The sequence below is a fragment of the Marixanthomonas ophiurae genome, from assembly GCF_003413745.1.
Classification (GTDB): Bacteria; Bacteroidota; Bacteroidia; order Flavobacteriales; family Flavobacteriaceae; genus Marixanthomonas; species Marixanthomonas ophiurae.
Genome location: NZ_QVID01000004.1, coordinates 1 through 5,564, shown reverse-complemented (window position 1 = coordinate 5,564; position 5,564 = coordinate 1). Strand labels below are relative to the sequence as shown.

The window sequence follows — 5,564 nt, the reverse complement described above, 5'->3', positions numbered from 1 at the left end:
GCATAAAAAAACCCCCTCATCGGTATGATGAGGGGGTTTATAAGAAGGCGGCGACCTACTCTCCCACGGTGTAGTACCATCGGCGCAAACGGGCTTAACTACTCTGTTCGGAATGGTAAGAGGTGAGCCCCGTTGCTATAACCACCTTAAGTCTTCGTCCCGATTTTCGGGGACTTAATATTATAACATATAGGAAAAGAATACAAAAAAGGCAGTAATCAAATTTGATCACTTATATAAAGAGTTAGCCCTCCCCCCTTGCAGGGGGAGAAGCGACGTACATAAGCTTATGGGTTATTAGTATCACTCGGCTACGAACGTTACCGCACTTACACCTATGACCTATCAACGTGGTAGTCTCCCACGACCCTTTAAAGAAATCTCATCTTGTGGTGGGTTTCGCGCTTATATGCTTTCAGCGCTTATCCCTTCCCAACGTAGCTACCCAGCAATGCCCCGGGCGGGACAACTGGTACACCAGAGGTTAGTCCAACTCGGTCCTCTCGTACTAGAGTCAGATCCACTCAAATTTCTTGCGCCCACTGTAGATAGAGACCGAACTGTCTCACGACGTTCTGAACCCAGCTCGCGTGCCACTTTAATGGGCGAACAGCCCAACCCTTGGGACCTTCTCCAGCCCCAGGATGTGACGAGCCGACATCGAGGTGCCAAACCCCCCCGTCGATGTGAGCTCTTGGGGGAGATCAGCCTGTTATCCCCGGAGTACCTTTTATCCTTTGAGCGATGGCCCTTCCATGCGGAACCACCGGATCACTATGCTCTACTTTCGTACCTGATCGACTTGTAGGTCTCTCAGTCAAGCTCCCTTATGCCATTGCACTCTACACACGATTGCCAACCGTGTTGAGGGAACCTTTAGAAGCCTCCGTTACTCTTTTGGAGGCGACCACCCCAGTCAAACTACCCACCAAGCACTGTCCTCCGTTAGGAGTTAGGCTCTAAACAAATAAAGGGTGGTATTTCAACAGTGACTCACCCACGCCTGGCGACGCAAGATCGAAGTCTCCCACCTATCCTACACATTATTTGTCCAGAGTCAATACTAAGCTATAGTAAAGGTTCACGGGGTCTTTTCGTCCCACAGCGGGTAACCGGCATCTTCACCGATACTACAATTTCACCGAGCTCATGGCCGAGACAGTGTCCAGATCGTTGCACCATTCGTGCAGGTCGGAACTTACCCGACAAGGAATTTCGCTACCTTAGGACCGTTATAGTTACGGCCGCCGTTTACCGGGGCTTCAGTTCAACGCTTCGCCGAAGCTTACGTCTCCCCTTGACCTTCCGGCACCGGGCAGGTGTCAGGCCCTATACTTCATCTTTCGATTTCGCAGAGCCCTGTGTTTTTGATAAACAGTCGCCTGGACCTCTTCACTGCGGCCCACACATAGTGTGGGCGACCCTTCTCCCGAAGTTACGGGTCGATTTTGCCTAGTTCCTTAGCCATGAATCTCTCGAGCACCTTAGAATTCTCATCCCAACCACCTGTGTCGGTTTACGGTACAGGCTGCTTCACTCGCTTTTCTTGGAAGTCGATCCTCAGGATTATCACCGCAGCCGTAGCCTTAGTGTACTATCGGGGTGTTACCACTCCCTTCAACGTGCTATTCCGTCAGCACGCACCTAATTTTCGCCTCCGTCACTTTTAGCGTGAGCAGGTACAGGAATATTAACCTGTTGTCCATCCACTACCCCTTTCGGGTTCGCGTTAGGCCCTGACTAACCCTCAGCTGATTAGCATAGCTGAGGAAACCTTGGTTTTTCGGTGTGCGGGTTTCTCGCCCGCATTATCGTTACTTATGCCTACATTTTCTTTTCTATCCGCTCCAGCAAACCTCGCAGTTCACCTTCAGCGCAAATAGAATGCTCCCCTACCACTTATAACTCTTGTTATAAGTCCATAGCTTCGGTAATACACTTATGCCCGATTATTATCCATGCCGAACCGCTCGACTAGTGAGCTGTTACGCACTCTTTAAATGAATGGCTGCTTCCAAGCCAACATCCTAGCTGTCTGGGCAGTTCAACCTCGTTTATTCAACTTAGTGTATATTTTGGGACCTTAGCTGATGGTCTGGGTTCTTTCCCTCTCGGACATGGACCTTAGCACCCATGCCCTCACTGCTGATTAACATTTTATAGCATTCGGAGTTTGTCAGGAATTGGTAGGCGGTGAAGCCCCCGCATCCAATCAGTAGCTCTACCTCTATAAAACTATAAATCAACGCTGCACCTAAATGCATTTCGGGGAGTACGAGCTATTTCCGAGTTTGATTGGCCTTTCACCCCTACCCTCAGGTCATCCCAAGACTTTTCAACGTCAACGGGTTCGGTCCTCCACTATGTGTTACCACAGCTTCAACCTGCCCAAGGGTAGATCACACGGTTTCGCGTCTACTACTACTAACTATGGCGCCCTATTCAGACTCGCTTTCGCTACGGCTCCTCCCCTTAAAGGGATTAACCTTGCTAGTAACAGTAACTCGTAGGCTCATTATGCAAAAGGCACGCCGTCACCCCAAAGGGGCTCCGACCGCTTGTAAGCGTATGGTTTCAGGTTCTATTTCACTCCCTTGTTCAGGGTTCTTTTCACCTTTCCCTCACGGTACTGGTTCACTATCGGTCTCTCAGGAGTATTTAGCCTTGGCGGATGGTCCCGCCGGATTCATACAGGGTTTCACGTGCCCCGCACTACTCAGGATACTACTATCGTTGCTTTCTTTACTTATACAGGGCTGTCACCTTCTTTGGCCAAGCTTTCCAACTTGTTCTAATTCATCTAGCATTGAATATTGTAGTCCTACAACCCCCATCCTGCCGTAACAGAATGGGTTTGGGCTAATCCGATTTCGCTCGCCGCTACTATCGGAATCACTATTGTTTTCTCTTCCTCCGGGTACTTAGATGTTTCAGTTCTCCGGGTTTGCCTCCTTGCGGATACCATATCTTCAATATGGTGGGTTGCCCCATTCGGATATCTGCGGATCAACTTGTATGTGCCAATCCCCGCAGCTTTTCGCAGCTTATCACGTCCTTCATCGCCTCTGAGAGCCTAGGCATTCCCCATACGCTCTTAGTTTGCTTATTGTACTTTTTTGCTCTTTAATGAGTTATTCAATTGTATAATTTAATATACTTTAATTATTGCTTTTCTCGTATTCTTATTTCCCAATATGTCAATGAACTGTCTGGACTTTCTCATCTCCTATCGCAAGCACTTAGAATCGCTCTTTGAATCTGAAGACAAAAATTATATGTCCTTGGTGGAGAATATCGGAGTCGAACCGATGACCTCCTGCGTGCAAGGCAGGCGCTCTAGCCAGCTGAGCTAATCCCCCATATACTAGTAGTTAGTACATAGTAGTTAGTAGTTAGATACAACTACTACTCAACTTCTAGAATTTCCTTTCAATTTGTAATGAACGTAGATATAAACCGTAAAACTTATATCTTAATCGTAGTCTCAGGCAGACTCGAACTGCCGACCTCTACATTATCAGTGTAGCGCTCTAACCAGCTGAGCTATGAGACTGTCTTTTTATAGACATTAGATTTTAGACATTAGATTATTAGACTTTTACCCTTATATATAAGTGCTTTTGTCTCACATCTCATATCTGATATCTCATACCTACTATTATAATAATTAAAATTGACAGCTAAACCAAGCACAACCCAAACTTCTCTGTGTTTGGCCTTTCTTAGGTATACGCTTACTTTCTAATAAAAGAAAGATTGCTCTAGAAAGGAGGTGTTCCAGCCGCACCTTCCGGTACGGCTACCTTGTTACGACTTAGCCCCAGTTACCGGTCTTACCCTAGGCAGCTCCTTGCGGTCACCGACTTCAGGTACCCCCAGCTTCCATGGCTTGACGGGCGGTGTGTACAAGGCCCGGGAACGTATTCACCGGATCATGGCTGATATCCGATTACTAGCGATTCCAGCTTCACGGAGTCGAGTTGCAGACTCCGATCCGAACTGAGATAGGTTTTATAGATTCGCTCCTGCTCGCGCAGTGGCTGCTCTCTGTACCTACCATTGTAGCACGTGTGTAGCCCAGGACGTAAGGGCCGTGATGATTTGACGTCATCCCCACCTTCCTCACGGTTTGCACCGGCAGTCTGGCTAGAGTTCCCGACATTACTCGCTGGCAACTAACCACAGGGGTTGCGCTCGTTATAGGACTTAACCTGACACCTCACGGCACGAGCTGACGACAACCATGCAGCACCTTGCAATCAGTCCGAAGAAGGGGGTGTTTCCACCCCTGTCCAACTGCATTTAAGCCCTGGTAAGGTTCCTCGCGTATCATCGAATTAAACCACATGCTCCACCGCTTGTGCGGGCCCCCGTCAATTCCTTTGAGTTTCATTCTTGCGAACGTACTCCCCAGGTGGGTTACTTATCACTTTCGCTTGGCCACTGAACCTCAATCGGTCCAACAGCTAGTAACCATCGTTTACGGCGTGGACTACCAGGGTATCTAATCCTGTTCGCTCCCCACGCTTTCGTCCCTCAGCGTCAATATAATGTTAGTGATCTGCCTTCGCAATCGGTATTCTGAGTAATATCTATGCATTTCACCGCTACACTACTCATTCTAACCACTTCACATTAATTCAAGACAACCAGTATCAATGGCAATTTTACGGTTAAGCCGCAAACTTTCACCACTGACTGAGCTGCCCGCCTACGGACCCTTTAAACCCAATGATTCCGGATAACGCTCGGACCCTCCGTATTACCGCGGCTGCTGGCACGGAGTTAGCCGGTCCTTATTCTTACGGTACCGTCAGCTCCCCTCACGAGGGGAGGTTTCTTCCCGTATAAAAGCAGTTTACAACCCATAGGGCCGTCTTCCTGCACGCGGCATGGCTGGATCAGGCTCTCACCCATTGTCCAATATTCCTCACTGCTGCCTCCCGTAGGAGTCTGGTCCGTGTCTCAGTACCAGTGTGGGGGATCCCCCTCTCAGGGCCCCTACCTATCGCTGTCTTGGTAAGCCGTTACCTTACCAACAAACTAATAGGACGCATACTCATCTTGTACCGATAAATCTTTACTATAATAACAAGGTTGTTTATATAGACTATGGAGGATTAATCCAAGTTTCCCTGGGCTATACTCCTGTACAAGGCAGATTGTATACGCGTTACTCACCCGTGCGCCGGTCGTCATCAAAAGAGCAAGCTCTTCTATGTTACCCCTCGACTTGCATGTGTTAGGCCTGCCGCTAGCGTTCATCCTGAGCCAGGATCAAACTCTTCATCGTAGAATCTTAAATAATATAATATACCACAATTAAAAAGCCTTACCCAAAAAAATCTCAAGGATTATACTTAGTTTAGTTTTTCAATCTCGATATAATTCGTTTCCAAAATTATATCTCGCTGTCAATTTCAATATATCAATGAACTTTAAACTCGACTTAAATCTTAAGCCTTATTTTGTTAGACGCAGTGGACTTGAACCACCGTAATCATTACTCCTTTCGCCTGTTTAAGAACTTGCTTACCGTTGTAAGCGGCTGCAAATATACAACC

At 47.7% G+C, this 5,564-nt stretch carries 2 tRNA genes and 3 rRNA genes; all 5 read right to left on the bottom strand.

From position 1 onward, the window contains the following. Window positions 1-42: 42 nt before the first annotated feature. The 5 genes from rrf to DZ858_RS15065 all read right to left on the bottom strand — a co-directional run bounded on the left by rrf (window position 43) and on the right by DZ858_RS15065 (window position 5,293). Window positions 43-149 (bottom strand): 5S ribosomal RNA (rrf, locus tag DZ858_RS15085). Window positions 150-277: 128 nt separating this feature from the next. Further along, window positions 278-3,109, bottom strand: a 23S ribosomal RNA gene (locus DZ858_RS15080). A gap of 173 nt (window positions 3,110-3,282) precedes the next feature. Beyond that, window positions 3,283-3,359, bottom strand: a tRNA-Ala gene (locus DZ858_RS15075). 120 nt (window positions 3,360-3,479) lie between these two features. Beyond that, window positions 3,480-3,553, bottom strand: a tRNA-Ile gene (locus DZ858_RS15070). A 212-nt stretch (window positions 3,554-3,765) separates the two neighbouring features. Then, window positions 3,766-5,293 (bottom strand): 16S ribosomal RNA (locus DZ858_RS15065). The 16S, 23S and 5S rRNA genes sit together here with 2 tRNA genes alongside, the layout of an rRNA operon. Window positions 5,294-5,564: the final 271 nt, after the last annotated feature.